Source organism: Burkholderia sp. COPS (assembly GCF_019425585.1).
Lineage (GTDB): Bacteria > Pseudomonadota > Gammaproteobacteria > Burkholderiales > Burkholderiaceae > Burkholderia > Burkholderia cepacia.
This window is the reverse complement of the sequence record NZ_WIXR01000027.1, coordinates 71,075-92,711: the sequence shown is the minus strand read 5'-3', so window position 1 is coordinate 92,711 and position 21,637 is coordinate 71,075. Positions and strand designations below refer to the sequence as shown.

Annotated in this window: 14 protein-coding genes; 2 read left to right on the top strand and 12 right to left on the bottom strand. The window is 69.3% G+C overall.

Annotated elements, in window-relative coordinates; all coding sequences use genetic code 11:
• Positions 1–156: 156 nt before the first annotated feature.
• From FOZ70_RS23960 to FOZ70_RS23915, 10 genes are all read right to left on the bottom strand, one after another.
• Positions 157–861, bottom strand: coding sequence for an ABC transporter ATP-binding protein (locus FOZ70_RS23960; RefSeq protein WP_219706930.1), 705 nt, complete (start codon positions 859–861; stop codon positions 157–159).
• Positions 858–1,610 carry an ABC transporter ATP-binding protein gene (locus tag FOZ70_RS23955; RefSeq protein ID WP_048025936.1) on the bottom strand — a complete coding sequence of 251 codons (753 nt, stop codon included), beginning with the start codon at positions 1,608–1,610 and terminating at the stop codon, positions 858–860. The genes FOZ70_RS23960 and FOZ70_RS23955 overlap by 4 nt, the downstream gene beginning before the upstream one ends.
• On the bottom strand, positions 1,607–2,836 hold the full coding sequence (locus FOZ70_RS23950) for a branched-chain amino acid ABC transporter permease (protein ID WP_059620636.1): 1,230 nt from the start codon (positions 2,834–2,836) through the stop codon (positions 1,607–1,609). Before FOZ70_RS23950 ends, FOZ70_RS23955 begins: the two co-directional genes overlap by 4 nt.
• A complete protein-coding gene (locus FOZ70_RS23945) occupies positions 2,829–3,764 on the bottom strand; it encodes a branched-chain amino acid ABC transporter permease (protein ID WP_124922898.1) in 936 nt (311 codons plus the stop codon). Before FOZ70_RS23945 ends, FOZ70_RS23950 begins: the two co-directional genes overlap by 8 nt.
• A gap of 9 nt (positions 3,765–3,773) precedes the next feature.
• The gene (locus FOZ70_RS23940; RefSeq protein WP_021157113.1) at positions 3,774–4,211 is read right to left on the bottom strand and encodes a thioesterase family protein; all 438 of its coding nucleotides are present in this window, start codon (positions 4,209–4,211) and stop codon (positions 3,774–3,776) included.
• Between the two features lie 139 nt (positions 4,212–4,350).
• Positions 4,351–4,887 (bottom strand): NUDIX domain-containing protein, encoded by a 537-nt coding sequence (locus FOZ70_RS23935; protein WP_042973140.1) that lies wholly within the window; start codon positions 4,885–4,887, stop codon positions 4,351–4,353.
• 344 nt (positions 4,888–5,231) lie between these two features.
• On the bottom strand, positions 5,232–8,681 hold the full coding sequence (locus FOZ70_RS23930) for a GLUG motif-containing protein (RefSeq protein ID WP_219706928.1): 3,450 nt from the start codon (positions 8,679–8,681) through the stop codon (positions 5,232–5,234).
• A 395-nt stretch (positions 8,682–9,076) separates the two neighbouring features.
• Positions 9,077–12,145: a GLUG motif-containing protein gene (locus tag FOZ70_RS23925; RefSeq protein WP_219706926.1), complete on the bottom strand. Its 3,069-nt coding sequence runs from the start codon at positions 12,143–12,145 to the stop codon at positions 9,077–9,079.
• 64 nt (positions 12,146–12,209) lie between these two features.
• Entirely contained in the window at positions 12,210–13,874 is a 1,665-nt protein-coding gene (locus tag FOZ70_RS23920; RefSeq protein WP_346656410.1) for a ShlB/FhaC/HecB family hemolysin secretion/activation protein, read from the bottom strand.
• A 377-nt stretch (positions 13,875–14,251) separates the two neighbouring features.
• Positions 14,252–15,502 (bottom strand): YbfB/YjiJ family MFS transporter, encoded by a 1,251-nt coding sequence (locus FOZ70_RS23915; protein ID WP_219706923.1) that lies wholly within the window; start codon positions 15,500–15,502, stop codon positions 14,252–14,254.
• A gap of 124 nt (positions 15,503–15,626) precedes the next feature.
• Here FOZ70_RS23915 and FOZ70_RS23910 point away from each other — a divergent pair, with 124 nt between their 5' ends.
• Positions 15,627–16,541 carry a LysR family transcriptional regulator gene (locus FOZ70_RS23910; RefSeq protein ID WP_059486871.1) on the top strand — a complete coding sequence of 305 codons (915 nt, stop codon included), beginning with the start codon at positions 15,627–15,629 and terminating at the stop codon, positions 16,539–16,541.
• Between the two features lie 232 nt (positions 16,542–16,773).
• Here FOZ70_RS23910 and alaS read toward each other — a convergent pair whose 3' ends face one another.
• Positions 16,774–19,398, bottom strand: coding sequence for an alanine--tRNA ligase (alaS, locus tag FOZ70_RS23905; RefSeq protein WP_060218198.1), 2,625 nt, complete (start codon positions 19,396–19,398; stop codon positions 16,774–16,776).
• Positions 19,399–19,647: 249 nt separating this feature from the next.
• Here alaS and FOZ70_RS23900 point away from each other — a divergent pair, with 249 nt between their 5' ends.
• Positions 19,648–20,868 carry a CaiB/BaiF CoA-transferase family protein gene (locus FOZ70_RS23900; RefSeq protein ID WP_059486869.1) on the top strand — a complete coding sequence of 407 codons (1,221 nt, stop codon included), beginning with the start codon at positions 19,648–19,650 and terminating at the stop codon, positions 20,866–20,868.
• 96 nt (positions 20,869–20,964) lie between these two features.
• On the opposite strand, the gene FOZ70_RS23895 is transcribed toward FOZ70_RS23900, so the two are convergent.
• The gene (locus FOZ70_RS23895) at positions 20,965–21,519 is read right to left on the bottom strand and encodes an alpha/beta hydrolase (RefSeq protein WP_059486866.1); all 555 of its coding nucleotides are present in this window, start codon (positions 21,517–21,519) and stop codon (positions 20,965–20,967) included.
• Between the last annotated feature and the right edge of the window lie 118 nt (positions 21,520–21,637).

Below are 21,637 nucleotides of genomic sequence, written 5' to 3'. Positions count from 1 at the left end.
GATGGATGGCGCCGGTTGCCGCGACGATGCGTTGACGCGTCGACGCGTTGTGATGACGACCGGCCTGACTGGCAATGTACGGTGCGGCACCGCCGCGATAAAGCGGCTCGATACGAATTGACTGGCGGAGTTTGCCGAACAATCGATCGCGCGCCGTCAGCCGGCGCTCAGCCACGCATCGGCGACCTCGCCGCCCAGGCCGTCGAGCGCGCCGTCGTAGACGATCCGTCCGCGCCCCATCACCGCGACGCGCCGTGCGAGCCGCGGCGCGAACTGCAGCCGCTGCTCGATCAGCAGGATCGCGACGCCGTCGGCCTGCAGCGCGGCGAGGCAAGCGCCGACTTCGTCGACCGCGAGCGGCGCGAGCCCTTCGGCCGGCTCGTCGACGATCAGCACGCGCGGGCAGCCGGCCAGCGCACGCACCAGCGCGAGCACCTGCTGTTCGCCGCCAGACAGCCGCCCGGCTTTCACGTCCGCGCGCGCGGCCAGCAGCGGGAAACGCTCGAACAGGCGTTCGAGCGCCGCGCGTTCGGCCGCACCGCCGGCACCGCGCAGCCCGAGCCGCAGGTTGTCGCGCACCGTCAGCAGCGGGAACACGTCGCGGCTTTCGGCAACGTATGCGACACCGCGCCGCGCGATCTCGAACGTGCGCGCACCCGCGCATTCGGCACCGGCGATGCGCACCGAGCCGGCCGTGCGCACGAGCCCCAGCACGGCCTTCGCGAGCGTCGAGCGCCCCGAGCCGTTGCGGCCGAGCAGCGCGAGCGTCTCGCCCGGTGCCAGCGCAAGATCGACGCCGTCGAGCACGGGCTGCAATCCGTACCACGCGCGCAGGCCGCGAATGTCGAGCAGTGCGCTCATGCGCGCCCCTCTCCCAGATACGCGGCGCGCACGCGCGAATCGGCACGGATTGCATCGGGCGCGCCGGTCGCGACCACCGCGCCGCGCACGAGCACCGTGATGCGTTCGGCGAAACCGAACACCGCGTCCATGTCGTGCTCGATCATCAGCACCGTGCGGCCCTGCGTCGTCGCGCGGATCAGCGCGATCATCCGCGCCGCCTGCTCGCGGCTCATGCCGGCCGTCGGTTCGTCGAGCAGCAGCGTGCGCGCGCCGCTCGCGAGCGCGATCCCGAGATCGAGCGCGCGCTGTTCCGCATAGCTCAGTTCAGCGGCCAGCGCGCCGCGCCGCGCATCGAGCCCGATGTCGTGCAACACGCGCGCGGCCGCGAGATCGACCGACGCCGATTCGCGCAGCCGGTTCCACCAGCGCCGCCGTTCGGCGGGCGCATGCAGCGCCGCGCAGCGCAGGTTGTCGAATACGGTCAGCCGCGCGAACGCGCTCGTCTGCTGGAAACTGCGGCCGATGCCGAGGCGGCTCGCGACGACCGGCCCGCGCCCGCGCAGGTCGACGCCGTGCAGCACGACCCGCCCGCGCGTCGGCCGCGTCGCGCCCGCGATCACGCCGAACAGCGTCGACTTGCCCGCGCCGTTCGGCCCGATCAGCGCATGGCGCTCGCCGGCCGCGATACTCAGCTCGACGCCGTCGAGCACGGTCTGCGCACCGAAGCGCTGCACGACGCCATGCAGCGCGATCGCGTTGCCGTTCATCGCCGGTCCTCCCGCTTGCCAGGCCGCGCACCCTGCGCGAAGCGCGCGCGCCAGCCCCACAGCAGCGCACCGATGCCCGCGGCCGAACACGCGACGGCCCAGCCGGCCGGCGTATCGGCATCGATGCCCCACGCACCGAACGCGAGGCCCGAGCCGTCGTCCTGCGCGAAGCGCCACGCATAACCCAGCTCGGCCGCGCACACGACCGCGACGCCCCAGAACACGCATGCGCCGATGCCGCACAGCAGGCGCCACCGCTCGGCCCCCGGCGCGCCGCGCCGCAACGCGTGCGCGACCGCTTGCGCGATACCGGCGATCCCGCGCGGCGCGGCCACGACGATCACGACAAACAGCACGCCGAGATACAGCGCCCACGCGCGCGACACGCCCGCGACGACGACACTCAGCGCGGTCAGCACGGCGGCCCCGGCCGCCGGCCCGAAGAACGCACCGGTGCCGCCGATCACGGTCGCGATCAGCACGGTCGCGGAGCGTGCCATCGACACGCTGTCGGGCGTCGCGAGCTCGACGTCGATCAACGTCAGTGTGCCGGCGATACCCGCGAAGAACGACGCGCAGGTGACCATCGCGAGCCGCACGCGGCGCGGATCGGTGCCGAGCGCGGCGACGCGCGCCGGGTTGTCGCGCACCGCGTTCGCGAGCCGCGCGAGCGGCGTGTGCGTCAGCGCGTGCATCGCCCATGCCGACGCGACGCACCACGCAGCGATCACCGCGTACGCATGCGCCGGCGCGCCGAACTGCCAGCCGCCCCACGGCGTGCCGCCCGCGCGGTCGATCGGCACGCCGCCGAGACCGCCGAACCATGCCGGCACGCTCCACGCGGCGGCCGCGACGCATTCGCCGAGCCCGAGCGTAATCATCGCGAACGCGGTGCCGGAACGGCGTGTCGCGAGCAACCCGGCAACGAATCCGAATCCCGCGCCGGCCACGCCGCCGACGAGCGGCAACAACGGCAGCGGGCCGCCCATATGGTTGAACCAGTGCGCGGCCGCGAACGCGCCGAGGCCCGCGAACGCCGCGTGCCCGAACGACAGCAGCCCGGTCGTGCCGAGCTGCAGGTTGTACGACAGCGCGAGCACGACGAGCGCAGCCGTCTGCGCAAGATAGCCGAGCACCGCGCCATGCGGCCACAGCCACGCGGGCAGCACGAAGCACGCGGCGAACAGCGCCCAGCGCGTGCATCCGGCGAGCACGCGGCTACGCATCGACCCGTTCTCCGAACAGCCCGCGCGGCCGCGCGACCAGCACCGCGACGAGCAGCAGGTACGGCACCAGCGGCGCGAGTTGCGCGATCGACACCGCGGCCACGCTGTCGGGCAACACGATGCCAGCCCATGACGCGAGGTCGCGCAGCGACGTGTCGCTCGCGGCCGCGAAGGTCTGCGCGAAGCCGACCGCGAGCGACGCGACGAACGCGCCGCCGAGCGAGCCGAGCCCGCCGATCACGACGACCGCGAACACGACCGACCCGACGGTCTCGGCCAGCGCGGGTTCGATCACCGCCAGCGGCGCGCCGATCACGCCGGCCAGCGCCGCGAGCGCGGTGCCGGCGCCGAACAGGCCCGTCATCACGCGCGGCACGTCGTAGCCGAGCGCCTCGACGGCCGCACGATGCGTGAGCGCCGCACGCACGACGAGCCCGATGCGCGACACGCGCAGCAGCGCGCCGAGCGCGACCAGCATCGTCGCGGACATCGCCATCATGAACAGCCGGTAGCGCGGCAACGCGAGGCCGAACACGCTCACGGGCGCACCGTCGAACAGCGGCGGCACGGGCGCCGGCAACGGCGCGAGGCCCCAGACGAGTTTCGCGCCCTCGCCGATCAGGTACGCGAGCCCGAAGGTCAGCAGCAGTTCGCTCGTATGGCCGCGCGCCTGCACGCGGCGCAGCAGCGCGCGTTCGCAGCCGGCGCCGAGCAGCCCGACCGCGAGCGGCGCAAGCACGAGCGCGGGCCAGAAGCCCGCTTGCGCCGCGATGCTGTAGCCGACATACGCACCGAGCATGTAGAAGCTCGCATGCGCGAAGTTGAGCACGCCCTGCACGCTGAAGATCAGCGTGAGGCCGGCCGACAGCATGAACAGCAGCAAGCCGTAGCTGAGGCCGTTGAAGACCTGGAGCGCGAGCGCGTGCACCGCGAGCCGTCAGGCAGTGAGCGGCTCGAGCGCGGCGCGCAACGCGTCGGGCAGCGGCACGGGACGGCGTGTCCCGCGATCGACGTACACGTGCACGAAATGCCCCTGCGCGGCGGGCGCGGCATCGCCTTGCGCGAACAGCCCGACCTCGTAGCGCACGCTCGACGTGCCGAGCTTCACGACACGCAGCCCCGCATCGACCGATTGCGGGAACACGAGCGGCGCGAAGTAGTTGCACTGCGTCTCGACGACCAGCCCGATCGTCTGCCCGTGCTCGACGTCGAGCACGCCCGCGCGGATCAGGTACTCGTTCACGACGGTGTCGAAGTAGCTGTAGTAGACGACGTTGTTCACGTGCCCGTAGACGTCGTTGTCCATCCAGCGGGTCGTGATCGGCAGGAAGTGGCGGTAGGCGTCGCGCGGACGCGGTTGCGGCTTGTCGGACATGGCGATGGCGGTCAGGACGTGGGAAGCGATGCAGACGAAGCACGGCGGCCGCAGGGCACGGCGCGCCGGCAACGGGTGAAGCGCCGCGTCGCGATCGCACGCGGCACGGCGGAGAAAACCCTGTGCACGGGCCGGCCCGTCACTGCCCCGGCCGGTCGACGAACTCGAACTCGAGGCCGCGCGCGCGCATCCAGTCGGCGAGCGCGACACCGGTACCGGCGCGCCACGGGCGCAGCAGCGGCGGATCGACGAGCTTGTATTCGAGCAGTTCCGGCGACAGCACGACCGTGCCCGACGCGCGCACGTGATACGCGATGATCAGTTCGTTCTTGCGGATGAATTCGTACACGCCGACGAGCGACACGTGCTCGGCCTTCAGGCCCGTTTCCTCGAACACCTCGCGCGCGATGCCGTCCTCGGGGGTTTCGCCGTTCTCGAGGAAGCCAGTGATCAGCGCGAACATGCCTTCGGGCCAGGCCGCGTTGCGCGCGAGCAGGATCTTGCCGTCGAGTTCGACGATCGCGGCGACGACGGGCAGCGGGTTGTTCCAGTGCACGTAGCCGCAGGTGCCGTCGGGGCAGGCCTGGCGGATGCGGCCGCCTTCGTGGTCGGGATCGGCACGCTCGGTGAGCGGGCTCGCGCAGCGCGGGCAAAAGCGGTAATCGGCAGTGGTCATCGATGGAGACGGGGCGACCGGGGCCGCCTGCAACGGCGGCGCCGGTCGCGCTCGGCGCGGGAAAGTCTCGATTCTAGCGAGTTTGCGCGGCGCCGAGGATTTCCGCGACGGCCGGACGAACCGGCCGGAATCGCGCGGGCGATGCCATCCGCCGACGCCCGGCCTGCGTTCGCGCCCGGCCGGTTCGCGCACCGGGCATGCGCGTGCATGCCCGGCGAGGTGCGTCCCGCTTGCACGCGGCGGCCCGTTCCTGCGCGGGCCGCCGCGTGCGGCAGGCTTGCCGGCGATCCGATCCGGTCAGTTCAGGTCAGACCGGGCCGGGCCGCCGGCATGGGCGGCACCGGTCAGTCGCGGATCTGGCCGTAGTTGAGGTTGGCGAGCGGCATGCCCGCTGCGGCACCGGCTGCGCTGCTGCCCTTGAAAAGGCCGAAGTTCAGGGCCGCGAACGCGCCGGCTTGCTGGCGGTAACCCGGCGTCAGCGCAACGCGGGTTGCCGTCGTCGCGTTGTCGAACGTGCCGAAGTTCGCGCCGGCCAGGCCGCCGAGCCGCGCATAGTAGCCACCCGAAACCGTGCCGGCCGACGACGACGATGCGACCATGCCGCTGTTGAAGCCGACCAGGCCGCCGACATAGCTGTCGTGGCCGCCGGCCGCCGAACCGGTCGCGTTCGAGTGCTCGACCGACGCGCCAATGGCGTTCTCGCCGATCAGGCCGCCGACCGAACTGCCCCGATCGGCCAGCACGTCGCCGCTTGCGCTCGACGACGACACGCGGCCGGCGTTGAAGCCGACCAGCCCGCCGGCCTTGCCCGTCCCCGTCACGGCGACCGTGCCCTTCGCGCCGGCGTCACGCACCGTACCCGTGTTGCGGCCGACGAGCCCGCCGGCGATGCTGCCGAACCCGACCCGGACGTCGCCCGACGCGGACGATCCGTCGATCACGCCGCTGTTGGACGCCACGAGGCCGCCGACGACGCTCTCGAAATCGCTGACGACCGAACCCGTCGATGCGGACACCTGCACGGTGCCCGCATTGACGCCGACCAGACCGCCGGCCTGCGCCATCATGCCGGCCATCACGGCCCCCTTCGACGACGAACCGTGGATCGCGCCGTCGTTCACGCCGGCCAGACCGCCTGCCGTTGCGAAGTCGCCCGCGATCACGTCGCCAGCGGCCGACGACGCAAGCACTTCGCCGGTCGCCGCATTGCGGCCGACCAGCCCGCCTGCGATGCCGCTCGCCGCTGCCGTAACGTAGCTGTCGGTGCTCGACGCGTCGATCCTGCCTGCGTTGTAGCCGACCAGCCCGCCCGCCACACCTGCCATGCCGGCGTCGACGTTGACGCTGGCCGTCGAGTCGCGCACGCTCGCGAAGTTGGCGCCGACGAGGCCGCCGACGTTCGACGCGCCGCCCATTACCCTGCCGACTGCCGTCGACGCATGCACGACGCCGCGGTTTTCGCCGACGAGGCCACCCACACGCGCGCCGTCGGTCGCCGCGACGATACCCTTGAACGTCGATGCGTCCACCCGGCCCGCGTTGTGGCCGACGAGGCCGCCCACGGACGCGTTGCGGGCGCCCCGCACATCGCCGGCGGCCGTCGACGCGTTGATCACGCCGCCATTGTTGACGCCCACCAGCCCGCCGACGCGCGCGCCGCCGCCGCGTGCGTTGACGATGCCGGTCGCCGTCGACCTGTCGACGACACCGTGGTTGTCCCCGACGAGCCCGCCTGCGCTGCCGTTCGACGCACTGACGACCTGGACGTCGGCACGGCTGTCGCGGATCAGCGCATCGTCGGCACCGGGCGAGACGAACGAGATGTTTTCACCGGCCAGCCCGCCGACGTGCAGCGCATCGTTGCCGCCGTTGACGAAACCCAGCACGGATGCACGCTCGATCGATCCGCCGTAGTTGCTGCCGACGAGACCGCCGACAATCGCCATGCCTTCGCTGCTCACCGCGACGTTCGTCGCCTTCACGTCCGAGATCGTGCCGAAGTTGTAGCCCGCGAGCGTGCCGATGCTGGCCGGTGTGCGGCCGTAAGGCACGACCGCGCGCGTCGAGATCCTGTCGAGCCCGAGGTTGGCGATACGCCCGCCGTTGGCCTCGAAAAGGCCGACGGCGTTGCTGCCCGGATTGGAGATCGACAGATCGCCGATGGTGTTGCCGAGGCCGTCGAATACGCCTTCGAACGCGCGTCTCGCGCCGATGCTCCGGAACGCCGCGCCCTTGCCGTCGATCGCGTTACCCAGCACGTAGCGGCCCTTCAGGTCGAAGTCCACGTTACGCAGGCCCGCCACGTCGTGGATCACCTGATACCCTTCGCCGTTCGACGAGAACGATGCGTTGCGGCCCGACAGCGTGGCCGATGCGTTGTCCTGCGTGAACCGGTGGCCCTTCTTCGCGTTCAGCTCCAGATGCGCCTGGTCGCCCGTCAGCGCAAGTTTGTCGTCGATGCGGATTTCGCCCACGGCGTTCGCTTTCACGCTCGCCTTCGCGCCGCTCGCCGCCACTGCCTGCTTCAGCGCCACGTCGCCCTTTTGCGACGTCAGCGCCAGCGTATGGTCGCTCGCCCAGTTCACCGCGCCATTCACCGTCAGGTCGCCCGACGTGTTCGTCAATGCGACGTTCGTCGTGCCCAGCGCGCGTGACAGCGTCGCCGCGTCCAGTGCGGCGTCTGCATTCGCGACATTCGAATTCGCGCCATCGATCGTCAGGCCGCGCTGCGTGCCGTTCGTATTCGAATTGTCGACGTTCGCGTTCGCCGACTCGATCGTCCACGTACCCGTACGGCCCGACGATGAACGCGTGTCGACCTGCGTGTCGACCGCCACCTTCACCTGTTCGCCACGCGTCGTCACGTCACCGCCCGCCGCGTTCAGCTTGCCCGCGACCTGCACCAGGCCGCCGTCCAGCACGATCTTCCCGTTGCGCTCTTTCAAACCCTGCGCCTCGATCGTCCCGCTATTGTTCACCACTGCGTTCAGCAGGCCGTTCGCCGCGCGCGCCGTCATCAGCACCTCGCCGCCTTCCGCGCTCAGCAGCCCCCCGTTGTGCGCCTGCGCGTCCATCGCGCCGCCTTCCACCTGCAGGTTCAGCAGGCCGTTGCCGTCGAAGTTCACGGTGAATGCGTCGCCTGCGCCCAGCGCCACGCGTCCTGCCTTCGCACGGATCACGCCCGTGTTCGACACCCGCGCGCCCAGCAGCGCGACGCTACCGCCTTCCGCCGCCTCAATCGTCCCGGCGTTCTCCACCGAGTGCCCCGATGTGCCCGAGAACCGGTAGGTGCCTGCGAGGAAATCCTTGTCCGAGATGTCCTTCGTCGACGCCACAAGACCGCCCACATTCACCTGCGCACCCGCACCGAACACCACCCCGTTCGGGTTCACCACGAACACCTTCCCGTTCGCGTCGATCTGCCCGTGGATCTGGCTGCCGTTCGTGCCGATCACGCGGTTCAGCGCAATCGACTTGACGTCCGGCTGCTGGAACGACACGCGCTCGCCGCCGGCCACGCTGAAGTCCTGCCAGTTCGTGATCAGCTTGTCCGTGTGCTGGTTGATCGACATCGTCTTGCCGTCCGCAGACGTCGCGATGTCCGCCTTCCCAGAGGCCACCGCGCCGCCCGTCGGCAGCGCATACGCGCTCGTCGCCGCCAGGCCCAGCAGCGATACCCCGGCCGCCAGCAGGCGCTTGCCGCTACCCGTCTTGCCGCGGCGACGCGCGGTCTCGCTCACCGCGCACCAGCCGCCTTGCGCTTCGTTCCATACCAGCGAGTAGGCTTTATTCATCTGAATTCCTCTTATTTCCACATTTCAACTGGTCCATCTTCGACGGACCTCCGATCGCGCCGCCCGCCAAAGCCGGACAGCGTGAACCCTTCCGTTCGACAAGCAAGCCTTGTGTCCCTTCAGCCCGTCGCGTGGGATCGCATTCGAATCGACTTGCGATCGACAATCATCGATTCGCATTCCTATATAAAAATCGGAATGACAAACCAAAAGCGATTCGCGGTCTGCACCACGGATGTCGACCCGGCGCCTGCTATCCACGCCGACGGAGACACGAAAAATCCGGTCTTGCGTCGAATGCCGCCCCAAACGATCGGGATGGGCGGCCATCGTCACGGGGCGGCTCGATTGCCGCCCCGTGACATGCACGGCGCATCATCCCGCGCCGACGTGCGTTACCACGACTTGCCGTCGATCATGCCGATGTTGAATGCGACGAACGGCTCCTTCGATGCGGCGCCCGTCGCCTGACTCGATTCGATGCTGCCCGTATTGAGTCCGGCAAAACCGCCCGTGAACACTGGCCGTGCCTGCGCCGGGTAGTCGATCTTCGAGCTCGTACGCGACGAACGGATCGTGCCGGAGTTCTGGCCCGCAAAGCCGCCGACATACGTACCCGCCGCGTAGACCGTGCCCGACGAGTCCGAACCGTCGATCAAGCCGTCGTTCGCCCCGACGAACCCGCCGGCGTACTGTCCACCGGTAGCCGTCACCGTGCCACCTGCCGTCGAACCGCTCACGACGGCCTGCTTGCCGCGGTTTTCGCCGATCAAGCCACCGGCGTAGCTGCCGCGCAACGAAACCACGTTCGACGTCGAACTCGACGACACCACGCTGCCGCGATTCGTGCCGACCAGACCGCCGATGCTGCTCGCATCGCCCGCGCTCACGTCGCCGTACGCGTTGCCGAGCAGAATCGCGCCGGCATTCTGGCCGACCAGACCGCCGACGATGCCGCGTCCGGCATCCGCCGTGCGCCCTTTCGCCGACACGTCCGCGAGCATGCTGCCGCCGTCGTTCACGCCTGCAAAACCGCCGGTCGCCGCCGACCCGTTGCCGGTCACGTTGCCGGTCGCGTGCGACTGGCTGATCCTGCTGTTGGCATTCGTGCCGATGAAACCGCCTACCCGGCTGCCCGCCGTCGCGCTGACATTGCCGCTTGCCGACGAAGCGAGGATCGTCGCGTAATCGCTGCGGCCGACGAGACCGCCGACCTCGGCCCCGGACGTCGCGCTCACGTTGCCGCTCGCCGATACGTTCGACAGCGCGGTATAGACGTTCGAACCGACCGCCCCGCCAACCATGCCTGCGTGGCCGGCCGAGACGGCCATCGACGAATTCGAACGATCGATGGCGCCGCCGACCGCGTGGCCGACAAGGCCGCCCGCGTACATGGCGTTGCCCACGGTGATCCGGCCCGCGCTCGACGAATCCGAGATGGTCGAATCCCAGCTCAGGCCGGCGATGCCGCCTACCAGATTCGTCATGGTCGACGACGGCGACCGCACGTTCCTGATCTCGGCATCGGCACGGCTGTTCACGATGCGCGAGCTGGCGTTCGTCCCGGCAATACCGCCGATGTTGACCGTCCTGTCGTTACCGGTGATCGAGCCCTGGAAGCGCGCACCGTCGATCACCCCGGCGTTGTTCTCGCCGACGAGACCGCCTGCGACGCTATAGCCGGTGCCGGACGACGAAATGCTCATCCGCGTTGCGCGGACGTTCGAAATCGTCCCGCGGTTGACGCCGGCCAGGCCGCCGATCGTCATGCTGCTCTTGATCGACGTGCTCGCGCCGTTCACCGCGATCGAGTCGAGCGCGAGGTTGGCGATGCGCCCGCGGTTCTCGGCGAACAGGCCGACCGACGAGCCGCTGTTATTGACTTTCAGCCTGGACACCGTGTTGCCGAGACCGTCGAATACGCCCTCGAATGCGCTGTTCGCACCGATGCTCCGGAACGCCGCGCCCCTGCCGTCGATCGCGTTGCCCAGCACGTAGCGGCCGTTCAGGTCGAGGTCCACGTTACGCAGGTCCGCCACGTCGTGGATCACCTGATATCCTTCGCCGTTCGACGAGAACGATGCGTTGCGGCCCGACAGCGTGGCCGATGCGTTGTCCTTGAACCGGTGGCCCTTCTTCGCGTTCAGCTCCAGATGCGCCTGGTCGCCCGTCAGCGCAAGCTTGTCGTCCACACGGATTTCACCTGCGGCGTTCGCCTTGACGCTCGCCTTCGCGCCGCTCGCCGTCACCGCCTGCTTCAGCGCCACGTCGCCCTTTTGCGACGTCAGCGCCAGCGCGTGATCGCTCGTCCAGTTCACTGCGCCATCCACCGTCAGGTCGCCCGACGTGTTCGTCAATGCGACGTTCGTCGTGCCCAGCGTGCGCGACAGCGTTGCCGCGTCCAGTGCGGCGTCTGCATTCGCGACGCTCGCGTTCGCCGACTCGATCGTCCACGTACCCGTGCGGCCCGACGATGAACGCGTGTCGACCTGCGCGTCGCCCGCCACCTTCACCTGTTCGCCGCGCGTCGTCACGTCACCGCCCGCCGCGTTCAGCTTGCCCGCGACCTGCACCAGGCCGCCATCCAGCACGATCTTCCCGTCGCGCTCTTTCAAGCCCTGCGCCTCGATCGTCCCGCTGTTGTTCACCATCGCGTTCAGCAGGCCGTTCGCCGCGCGCGCCGTCATCAGCACCTCGCCGCCTTCCGCGCTCAGCAGCCCCCCGTTGTGCGCCTGCGCGTCCATCGCGCCGCCTTCCACCTGCAGGTTCAGCAGGCCGTTGCCGTCGAAGTTCACGGTGAATGCGTCACCTGCGCCCAACGCCACGCGTCCTGCCTTCGCACGGATCACGCCCGTGTTCGACACCCGTGCGCCCAGCAGCGCCACACTACCGCCCTCGGTCGCCGCGATCGTCCCCGCGTTCTCCACCGACTGGCCCGATGTGCCCGAGAACCGGTAGGTGCCTGCGAGGAAATCCTTGTCCGAGATGTCCTTCGTCGACGCCACCAGACCGCCCACATTCACCTGCGCACCCGCACCGAACACCACCCCGTTCGGGTTCACCACGAACACCTTCCCGTTCGCATCGATCTGCCCGTGGATCTGGCTGCCGTTCGTGCCGATCACGCGGTTCAGCGCGATCGACTTGACGTCCGGCTGCTGAAACGACACACGCTCGCCGCCGGCCACGCTGAAGTCCTGCCAGTTCGTGATCAGCTTGTCCGTGTGCTGGTTGATCGACATCGTCTTGCCGTCCGCAGACGTCGCGATGTCCGCCTTCCCGGAGGCCACCGCGCCACCTGTCGGCAGCGCATACGCGCTCGTCGCCGCCAGGCCCAGCAGTGATACCCCGGCCGCCAGCAGGCGCTTGCCGCTACCCGTCTTGCCGCGGCGACGCGCGGTCTCGCTCACCGCGCACCAACCGCCCTGCGCTTCGTTCCATACCAATGAATATGCCTTGTTCATTTGGAATCCTATTTATGTAGTTTTTGAATGCTCGTGAAACAACCGAGCAGTTGATCACGCCAACTCAGAAATACTGAGCGGCCTGAACCCATACGCTCGGTGCGCGGGTCGGCGAATCGCCCCCCCGACCAAGCGGCAATGCGGCCGTCAGCGACACCTGGCGCTTCGCGCCGAACCAGGTCGCGCCGATACCCGCCGCCTGCATGTGTTGCGTATTCCGTTCGCCCGTCCACGGATGCCGGTTGAGCTGCACCGCGCCCGCGTCGACGAACATGCTGACCTGCCACCCCGGCGCGGCGAGATAACGCAGTTCCGCACTGGCCTGCCAGCCCTGGTCGCCGCTGCCTTCGCCGAGCGCGTACGCCCGCACGCCGTATGGGCCGCCGAGGCTGAATTTCTCCGACGAATCGAGATTGCGCGACGCGAACTGCGCGCTGACCTGCCCGTACAGCTGGAAACGGCCGCCCAGCGCCTGGATCCGCTGCGCGTCCACGTTGAGCTTCTTGAAACCGCCGATCGACTTCGTCAGCGGATTCGACCCGAACACATCGTTGCTGCGCAAACGCCCGACGCCGAACATCACCGAGAAGCCGTTGCGGCCGCCGCCCAGCCAGCCGTCCTGGCTGTTGCCGCTGAGCCCGAAGGTCCACAGGCCGACGTTCTTGTCGTTCTGGAGCGAGAAAGTGCCGTAGGTGTCGTGCAGGTTCTTGTTCTCGTATTGCACCTGCGCGGTGACGCTCAAATCGCGCGCACGCACGAGCGGTTGCGCGACATAGACGGTCTGGACGCTGGCGCGCCCGCTCATCTCGAGATCGGAAAACCGCCCCGCGACCCGGTAGCGCAACGACGAATACGCGACGCCGACCCGCGTGGAGGCCGGCCCGACCGGCACCTGATAGGCGGCGCGGTAATAGCGTTGCCGTTCGTCGCTGACGAGCCCGCGCAGGCTCAGGCGATCGCCGAGCCGCAACGGCGCATTGACGTCGACGCTGCCGCCGACGCGGTAGCGCCCCGTCGACACCCCGCCGAAGTTGTCGAATTCGAGCGACCCGGATGCGGGCGGCCCGCGTTCGGCATCGACGACGAGATCGGTGGTGCCCGGAGTTTCGCCCGGGCGCAGCGTGCCGCGCGCACCGACGCCCGCCAGATCGTCGAGCAGCAGCAGGCTCCGCTCGAGGCTGGAGCCGCGGACGACGTCGCCCGGATGCAGCGCGGCAAGCGGCTGCCGCAGCACGGCGTCGAGTGCGCGGGAATGATTCTGGATCTCGATCTTGCCGTAGCGCCCTTCAGCGACTTCGATGCGCACGACACCGTCTTCGATGTCCTGCTTCGGCAAGTAGGCGCGCGCGAGCACGTAACCGCGCTCGCGATAGTAGGCGGTGATCCGCTCGGCCGCGCCTTGCAGGTCGGCAAACGTGAGCGCGTCGCCCGCCAGCCCGGCGACGAGCGCCTGCAGCGTTGCGGTGTCGAATACGGTGTTGCCGCCGATCTGGAATGCGCGCACGGCGATGCGCGGCCCGGCATCCGGTTGCGGTTGCGGGGCGCTTTCGGACGGAACGATCTCGAGATCGGGCGCGGCTTTCGGCGGCAGCGCCGGACGCGACGTTTCGACGTCGCGCATCGTCGCTCCGGCGTTCGGCACCTGTGCGTGTGCCTGCCCGGGCACGCCCGCCACGCCCGCGCCCCACAGCAACGACAGGCACAGCATGCTGCCGGCGCCCCGAAGCACGCGCGGCACACCACTGTCGGCAACCACCCCGGGCGGTGAACCGGCTGTACTTGCGCCCGCGTTGACGAAAGAGCCGATGTCGTTACGGCAACGGACGATAATTCTTCGTTGATCTACCCACATGCGCCACTGCATCCGAAGTGCAATCGCCGGACCCCTCCGGCGATCAATTTATTCGGCGGATGCTACAGACAGGCATTCCGGATGTATGTAGATCAGGTACGAAATTTGCGCAGCAATCGTCGTTAAAAATCAGTCGCGTACTAATCCGCTTCCGGGAAAAATAGTAATCCTATTAATTTACCCGGATCGAAACGGCATCGTCCCCGGGCAATCGACACGTTGCCCGCGCGCGCCGACGGCATCGTCCGTCGGTGTCACGCGCGCCGCCGATGCGCACCGGCAACCGCCGCCATCGCCATGAATCCCGCCGCCCCGGCCAGCAGCGCCGCGGCCGCGACCCACAGCGCGGGCGTGAACGACCCATATCGCGCCACCAGCGGCGCCGCGACGAGCGGCCCCGCAATCTGCCCGACGCCATACGACGCGGTCGCATAGCCCATCAGCCCAGCCGCGCGTTCGCCGTGCAGGCGCCGCGCCTCGCGCATCGCAAACAGCGTGATCGCGGTGAACGGCAGGCCGAGCAACAGGCTGCCGACCGAGAAACCGGCCGCGTTCGGCCACACGATCCCGGCCGCGATGCCGAGCGCCTGCGTCGCGCAACCGGCCGCGAGCAGCAGCCGGTTGTCCCAGTGGCCGGGCAGCCGCGAAGCGGAGACCGCGCCGACGATCAGCGCCGCGCCGAACATCGGCCAGAACAGGTCGGGCCACGGCGACCCGGCCGGCAGCGCGGCGCGCGCGATCACGGGCAGGAACGTCGCGGTGATGATGTAGCCGAAGCCCGGCATGCCGTACAGCACGACGAGCCAAGCGGCGTCCGCACGATGGCGCCGCGCGTCGTGCGGCGCCGCGACCGTCGCCGCATGCCGGGCAGTCACGGCCGGCGGCATGGCTGCCGACACCGGCGCACTGCCGAACGTGCGCCAGATCGCGACCGACAGCACGGCCGACAGCGCCGCGAAACCGAGCCAGCCCGACGCCGCGCGCTGGCCGGCCAGCGCGCTGCCGATCAGCCCCGTCACCACGATGCCCACGCCGGGCCCCGCGTAGATCACCCCGCTCCACTCCGGCGCGACCAGTTCGGCCAGCCGCCGCAGCCCCCATTGCGACATGAAGACGAAGGTCCATGCGCTGACGACGCCCGCGACGAAGCGCACCGCGAGCCACACGGGCAGCAGGTGGCCGACACCCATCGCGGCGGTGAGCAACACGGTGGCCACGAGCCCGACGCGCACCATGCGCGCGGGCGCTACCCGCAGCGCGGCGCAACTGACGGCACCGACGAAGTAACCCGCGTAGTTCGCCGATGCGAGCCAGCCGCCGGCCTTCAGGCCGATCGAACCGTCGGCGAGCATCAGCGGCAGCAGCGGCGTGAACGCGAAGCGGCCGACACCGAGCACGATCGCGAGGCCGACCATGCAGGCCAGCGCGACCGTGCGGGCGCGGCGGTCGGTATCGTCGACGGAAGGCGCGCCGGCAGCGGCGCTCGGGGCATCGGAACGGGACATGGCGGCATGGGCCGCGCGCGGAACGCGCCGGCCGGATCGGAAATCGGAACGTTTCCATCGTAGCTTGACCAAACGTTCTCGAAAAATGAATAATTGAGAATCCATTCATCGCTCGGAGAGAATCATGGATCTGGCGGCACTGGCGATATTTCGGGCCGTGGTGCGCGAGAACGGCGTGACGCGCGCGGCGGCCAAGCTCAATCGCGTGCAGTCGAACGTGACGACGCGTATCAAGCAGCTCGAGGAAGAACTCGGCGCGGCGCTGTTCGTGCGCGACGGCCGCCGGCTCGTGCTGACGCCGGCCGGGCACACGCTGCTGCCATATGCGGAGCGCCTGCTCGCGCTCGCCGACGAGGCGCGCGACGCGGTGCGCGAGGACACGCCACGCGGCCGGCTGCGGCTCGGCACGATGGAAAGCACGGCCGCGAGCCGGCTGCCGACCGTGCTCGCGCGCTATCACCACGCATGGCCCGACGTGTCGCTCGAACTGGTGACGGGCACGACGGGCTGGCTGATCGAGCGCGTGCGCGACTTCGAGATCGACGCCGCGCTGTTCGCGCGCCCGCCGGCGCCGGACACGCTGCCCGACACGTTCGAGACGGTGCCGATCTTCCGCGAGGATCTCGTGCTGCTCACGCCGCGCGGCCATCCACCGGTGCGCACGCCGCGCGACGTGATCCTGCCGACGCTGATCGCATTCGAGCGCGGCTGCACGTATCGCAAGTACGTCGAACAGTGGTATGCGGCGCACGGCGTCAAGCCGGCGCGCGTGCTCGAACTCGGCTCGTATCACGCGATCGTCGCGTGTGTCGCGGCCGGCGCGGGCGTCGCGGTCGCGCCGCGTTCGGTGCTCGACCTGCAGCCCGAAACCGGCAACATCGCCGCACACGTGATCCCCGAGCTGGAGGGCATCGACACGCTGCTCGCGTGGCGGCAGGGTTATGCGTCGGCGGCGCTCGCCGCGCTGCGCGATGCGCTTGGGGAAGCCGAGCGGCAGCAGGACGCCGTACAGAAAGCGCACGTGGCGCTGCCGGCCTGAAGCGATCCGCCAACGGGCGCGCGACGGCGCACTCACGCACCGTCCGTTTGCGTACCGGGCAACCGTTCGTGCGTCAGGCACGATGGCGGATCGGCCCCACACACGGCGGGTAAACGCAAAACGACCCGACCGGCACCGATGCCGATCGGGTCGTTTCATGCGATTCCGTCGAAAGAATCGCGCGGTGCGGGCCGGCGCTCCGCCCTTGCGGGCGCCGCGCCGGCCAGGCCGATCAGAGGCGCTCTTCGACCCAGCCCTTCACGCCCGCGAGCGCGCCCGGCAGGTTCGCCGGCTCGGTGCCGCCCGCCTGCGCCATGTCCGGACGGCCGCCGCCCTTGCCGCCGACCTGCTGCGCGACGAAGTTCACGAGCTCGCCGGCCTTGACCTTCTTGCTCGCATCCGGTGTGACGCCCGCGATCAGGCTGACCTTGCCGCCTTCGACGGCCGCCAGCACGATCGCCGCGTTCTTCAGCTTGTCCTTCAGCTTGTCGACCGTTTCGCGCAGCGTCTTCGCGTCCGCGCCGTCGAGCGTCGCCGCGAGCACGTACACGCCGCCGATTTCGACGGCCTGCTGCGCGAGTTCGTCGCCCTGGCTCGAGGCGAGCTTCGACTTCAGCGCGCCCAGCTCCTTCTCGAGCGACTTCACCTGGTCCTGCACCTGCGCGATCCGCTGCGTGAGTTCCGACGGCTGCGCCTTCAGCGCCGCTGCCGCTTCGTTCACACGCGCGTCGAGTTCCTGCACGTAGCGCAGCGCGTTGTCGCCGGTGATCGCCTCGACGCGGCGGATGCCGGCCGCGACACCGCCTTCGACGACGATCTTGAACAGGCCGATGTCGCCGGTGCGGTGCACGTGCGTGCCGCCGCACAGTTCGCGCGAGAAGCCGAGGTCGAGCACGCGCACTTCATCGCCGTACTTCTCGCCGAACAGCGCCATCGCGCCGCCCTTCACCGCTTCGTCGTACGGCATCACGCGCACGATGCCCGGCGCGTTCGCGAGGATTTCGTTGTTGACGATCTGCTCGACGCGACGGATTTCGTCGTCGGTCATCGGCGCGTTGTGCGCGAAGTCGAAACGGGTCTTTTCCGCGTCGACCAGCGAACCCTTCTGCTGCACGTGCGCGCCGAGCACTTCGCGCAGCGCCTTGTGCATCAGGTGGGTGGCCGAGTGGTTGCGCTGCGTGCGCGCACGACGGTGCGCGTCGATCTCCGCGCGCAGCACGTCGCCGACCTTCAGCGTGCCCTGCTCCAGCGTGCCGTGGTGGCCGATCACGTCGGCCTGCACCTTCAGCGTGTCGGCCACCGCGAAGCGCGTCGCGGCGTTCGCGAGCACGCCCTGGTCGCCGACCTGGCCGCCCGATTCCGCGTAGAACGGCGTGTGGTCGAGCACGACGACCGCGTCCTGGCCGGCCTTCACTTCGTTGACGGCCGAACCGTCGACGTACAGCGCGACGACCTTCGCGTCGTCGAACGCGATTTCCTCGTAACCGTGAAACGTGGTCTTCGCGCCCGTGTATTCGAGGCCCTGCGTCGCCTTGAACTTGCCGGCCGCGCGCGCCTGCTCGCGCTGGCGCGCCATCGCGTCGTCGAATGCCGGCTCGTCGACCGTCATCCCGCGTTCGCGGCACACGTCGGCCGTGAGGTCGAGCGGGAAGCCGTACGTATCGTGCAGCTTGAACGCGAGTTCGCCGTCGAGCACCTTGCCGCCCTTCGCCTCGACTTCCGCCAGCGCGGCTTCGAGGATCGACATGCCGTGCTCGATCGTCTCGAAGAAGCGCTCTTCTTCCTGACGCAGCACGTCGGTCACGCGTTGCTCGGCTTCCTTCAGCTCCGGATAGGCGACGCCCATCTCGGCGACGAGGTCGGCCACCAGCTTGTGGAAGAACGCGCCCTTGCGGCCGAGCTTGTAGCCGTGGCGGATCGCGCGGCGCACGATGCGGCGCAGCACGTAGCCGCGGCCTTCGTTGCCGGGGATCACGCCGTCGACGATCAGGAACGAGCACGCGCGGATGTGATCGGCGATCACCTTCAGCGAGTTGTTCGTGAGGTCGCTGATCTCGGTCACGCGCGCGGCGGCCTTGATCAGGTTCTGGAACAGGTCGATCTCGTAGTTGCTGTGCACGTGCTGCAGCACCGCGGCGAGACGCTCGAGGCCCATGCCGGTGTCGACCGACTGCTTCGGCAGGCGCGTCATGTTGCCTTGCGCGTCGCGGTTGAACTGCATGAACACGAGGTTCCAGATCTCGATGTAGCGATCGCCGTCTTCTTCAGGCGACCCCGGCGGCCCACCCCACACGTCCGGGCCGTGGTCGTAGAAGATTTCGGTACACGGGCCACACGGGCCGGTGTCGCCCATCGTCCAGAAGTTGTCCGACGCGTAGCGCGCGCCTTTGTTGTCGCCGATGCGGATGATGCGCTCGGTCGGCACGCCGACTTCCTTCGCCCAGATGTCGTAGGCTTCGTCGTCTTCCTGGTACACGGTCACCCACAGCTTGTCCTTCGGCAGCTGGTAGACCGTGGTCAGCAGTTCCCACGCGAACTTGATCGCGTCGTGCTTGAAGTAGTCGCCGAACGAGAAGTTGCCGAGCATCTCGAAGAACGTGTGGTGGCGCGCCGTGTAGCCGACGTTCTCGAGGTCGTTGTGCTTGCCGCCCGCGCGCACGCTGCGCTGCGCCGTCGTGGCGCGCGAGTACGGACGCGGGTCCGTGCCGAGGAACACGTCCTTGAACTGGACCATGCCGGAGTTCGTGAACATCAGCGTGGGGTCGTTACCGGGCACGAGGCTCGACGAGCGGACGATCGTGTGGCCCTTCGATTCGAAGAATTTGAGAAATTTCTCGCGGATTTCGGCAGCTTTCATGGCGTGCGGGGACAGTCTGGCAAAGACGGCTTCAAACGCCGGCGCCCTTGGGCGGCGCGCGGCGGCATGGATTCGGAAACAATCGATTATACGGGATCGGGGCCGGCTTCCGGGCAAAGCGCCGGCAAAGCGGCTCGGCCCTCCTGCCGGCCCGGCTGGGCCACTCGCGACGCCGATTCGCCTTAAGATGCTCGGCATGCCAATTCGCCTTGCCCGCCAAGGCCAGCCATGAAAGGAGACGATTCGACGATGGGTGCCCTGAGCCATATCCGCGTGCTGGACCTCACCCGCGTGCTCGCGGGCCCGTGGTGCGCGCAGACGCTTGCCGATTTCGGCGCGGACGTGATCAAGGTCGAGCGCCCGGGCGCCGGCGACGACACGCGCCACTGGGGGCCGCCGTACCTGAAGGACGCGGACGGCGCGGATACCGCCGAGGCCGCGTACTACCTGGCGGCGAACCGCAACAAGCGCTCGGTGACGGTCGACATCGCGACGCCCGAGGGCCAGCAGATCGTGCGCGAACTCGCCGCGCAAAGCGACGTCGTGCTCGAGAACTACAAGGTCGGCCAGTTGAAGAAATACGGGCTCGACTACGAATCGCTGCGCGCGGTGAAGCCGGACCTCGTCTACTGCTCGGTCACCGGCTTCGGCCAGACGGGCCCGTACGCGCATCGTGCCGGCTACGACTTCATCGTCCAGGGAATCGGCGGCTTCATGAGCATCACCGGCGAACGCGACGGCGAGCCGGGCGGCGGCCCGCAGAAGGCCGGCGTCGCGATCGCCGACCTCGCGACCGGCCTCTACTCGACGATCGCGGTGCTCGCCGCCCTCACCCACCGCGACCGGACGGGCGAAGGCCAGTACATCGACATGGCGCTGCTCGACGTGCAGGTCGCGCTGCTCGCGAACATGAACACCAACTTCCTCGCGAGCGGCAAGCCGCCGGTGCGCTGGGGCAACGCGCATCCGAACATCGTCCCGTACCAGACGTTCCAGACGAGCGACGGGTGGATCATCGTCGCGGTCGGCAACGACGGGCAGTTCCGCAAGTTCGTCGAGGCGGGCGGCCGGCCCGAGCTGGCCGACGACGAGCGTTTCGCGACGAATCCGTCGCGCGTGCGTCACCGCGACACGCTGGTGCCGATCCTCGCGGAAATGGTGAAGGCGCGCGGCAAGGCCGACTGGATCGACGTGCTCGAAGCGGCCGGCGTGCCGTGCGGGCCGATCAACGATCTCGACGAGGTGTTCGACAACGAGCAGGTCGTCGCGCGCGGGATGCAGGTGTCGCTGCCGCACCCGAGCGGCGCGAACGCGAAGCTCGTGCGCAACCCGATCCGGATGAGCGCGACGCCGCCCGACGCGCGTACCGCCCCGCCGCTGCTCGGCGCGCAGACCGACGACGTGCTGCGCGACATGCTCGGCTACGACGACGCGAAGATCGCCCGGCTGCGCGCGAAACAGGCGATCTGAGAGGCGATCTGAGAGGTGGCACGAGCACGGCGCCCGGCGCCGGTGCCGGCGGGCAGGCGGCTGCCGCAGTTGCCGCTGCCGCCCCGCCGCGCGCCGTCAGCCGCGGCGGGCGAGCGCGTCGAGCCAGCCGCGCGCCTCGGGCCAGTCGCCGAGCCCGCTGTCCGCATTGATGTGGCCACGCGGGCCGATATCGTGGAATGCGCTGCCCCATGCGTTCGCGCAACGGCGCGCGAACGCGGACGAGCCGTACGGATCGTCGCTGCTGGCGACGACGCAGGTCGGAAACGGCAGCCGTTCGAGCGGCACGGGCCCGAAGCCGTGCGCATCGGCCGGAAACGCGGGGCCGCCCGGGTCGGGCAGCGCGACGAGCAACGCGCCGCGCACCTTCGCGAGCGCGGCCGGGCGCGCATAGCGGGTCGCCCACCACGCGGTGGTGAGCGTGCCGAGACTGTGGCCGGCGATCAGCACCGGCCCGCGCGCGGCTTCGACCGCGCGATCGAGCGCGAGACACCAGCCGTTGCGGAACGCACGGTCCCAGTCGGGCATCGCGACGCGCGAGAAACGTGCATCGGCACGCTCCCAGCGGCTCTGCCAGTGAAGCGGGCCCGAATTGGCGTAACCCGGCAGGACGAGAACGGGGAATGAGCTCATGGAAGGTGCGTCGACGGGTGAAATCGTTATATGGCGTCGACGCAGTGTCGCACACCCGTTCCTCCCTGATGCTGCCTGTCTGAAACCGGAAGGATGTGCATGGGGCCGGGACGCGTGC

Excerpts from the sequence above, each read along its gene's own strand:
- FOZ70_RS23925 (WP_219706926.1), bottom strand. The coding sequence starts at position 12,145 with ATGAACAAGGCATATTCATTGGTATGGAACGAAGCGCAGGGCGGTTGG.
- FOZ70_RS23960 (WP_219706930.1), bottom strand. The coding sequence starts at position 861 with ATGAGCGCACTGCTCGACATTCGCGGCCTGCGCGCGTGGTACGGATTG.
- FOZ70_RS23930 (WP_219706928.1), bottom strand. The coding sequence starts at position 8,681 with ATGAATAAAGCCTACTCGCTGGTATGGAACGAAGCGCAAGGCGGCTGG.
- FOZ70_RS23910 (WP_059486871.1), top strand. The coding sequence starts at position 15,627 with ATGGATCTGGCGGCACTGGCGATATTTCGGGCCGTGGTGCGCGAGAAC.
- FOZ70_RS23900 (WP_059486869.1), top strand. The coding sequence starts at position 19,648 with ATGGGTGCCCTGAGCCATATCCGCGTGCTGGACCTCACCCGCGTGCTC.
- FOZ70_RS23935 (WP_042973140.1), bottom strand. The coding sequence starts at position 4,887 with ATGACCACTGCCGATTACCGCTTTTGCCCGCGCTGCGCGAGCCCGCTC.
- FOZ70_RS23895 (WP_059486866.1), bottom strand. The coding sequence starts at position 21,519 with ATGAGCTCATTCCCCGTTCTCGTCCTGCCGGGTTACGCCAATTCGGGC.
- FOZ70_RS23940 (WP_021157113.1), bottom strand. The coding sequence starts at position 4,211 with ATGTCCGACAAGCCGCAACCGCGTCCGCGCGACGCCTACCGCCACTTC.
- FOZ70_RS23915 (WP_219706923.1), bottom strand. The coding sequence starts at position 15,502 with ATGTCCCGTTCCGATGCCCCGAGCGCCGCTGCCGGCGCGCCTTCCGTC.
- FOZ70_RS23955 (WP_048025936.1), bottom strand. The coding sequence starts at position 1,610 with ATGAACGGCAACGCGATCGCGCTGCATGGCGTCGTGCAGCGCTTCGGT.
- alaS (WP_060218198.1), bottom strand. The coding sequence starts at position 19,398 with ATGAAAGCTGCCGAAATCCGCGAGAAATTTCTCAAATTCTTCGAATCG.
- FOZ70_RS23950 (WP_059620636.1), bottom strand. The coding sequence starts at position 2,836 with ATGCGTAGCCGCGTGCTCGCCGGATGCACGCGCTGGGCGCTGTTCGCC.